Raw genomic sequence first — 556 nt, 5'->3', positions numbered from 1 at the left:
GAGCTGCACAGCGGGAAAAACGGGAATAAAGCCCTCTTGCGCTACGCCACTGCCTATCGGTCTGACTTTTACTGGCTGACGAGGCGAGAGACCTAACGACTTTGATGCCACTTCTCCGACCAATTTTTTAGGCTCATCAAACGCTGTGAATAGGGTGTAGCGTGTCCCTTCTTTTATTTTGGTTTCACGCCAGCGCCCTAGTAACACTTCGTTTGTCGTTTGGGCTAAAACAAACGAACAACCAACATTGCGCTGAAAGGCATCATCGGAGCACGCGATATCAAAGTTGTACTCGTATTTTTCCTTTGGCGGCGCATCGGGATTATGAGTACGAACCGGCTCAGGGACGTATGGGGGCATGGGAAGTGGCGGATGTAGGCTTGTAGTTTGAGTGGTGCTTGATGCACTTCCGCTCATCTGTGTGCGAGTTAATAGTGCCTTTTGTGCCAATGGGTCGAGGTTGTCGCGAACATGGGGATTTAACTCCCAATCTGAATGATCTAAGCCATCGCTCTCTTTTATCAACAGCGGAACTCGCGGAGAATCATTGAGTAGC

At 49.6% G+C, this 556-nt stretch carries 1 pseudogene; it reads right to left on the bottom strand.

The annotated features are described in order from the left end of the window. Positions 1-556 (bottom strand): annotated as a pseudogene (locus QTN94_RS20365) (S-type Pyocin domain-containing protein); the annotation flags it as partial.

The sequence above is a fragment of the Vibrio sp. M250220 genome, from assembly GCF_036533795.1.
In the GTDB taxonomy this organism is placed as follows: domain Bacteria; phylum Pseudomonadota; class Gammaproteobacteria; order Enterobacterales; family Vibrionaceae; genus Vibrio.
The sequence above is the reverse complement of the archived record's forward strand: the minus strand, read 5'-3'. Positions and strand labels throughout refer to the sequence as shown.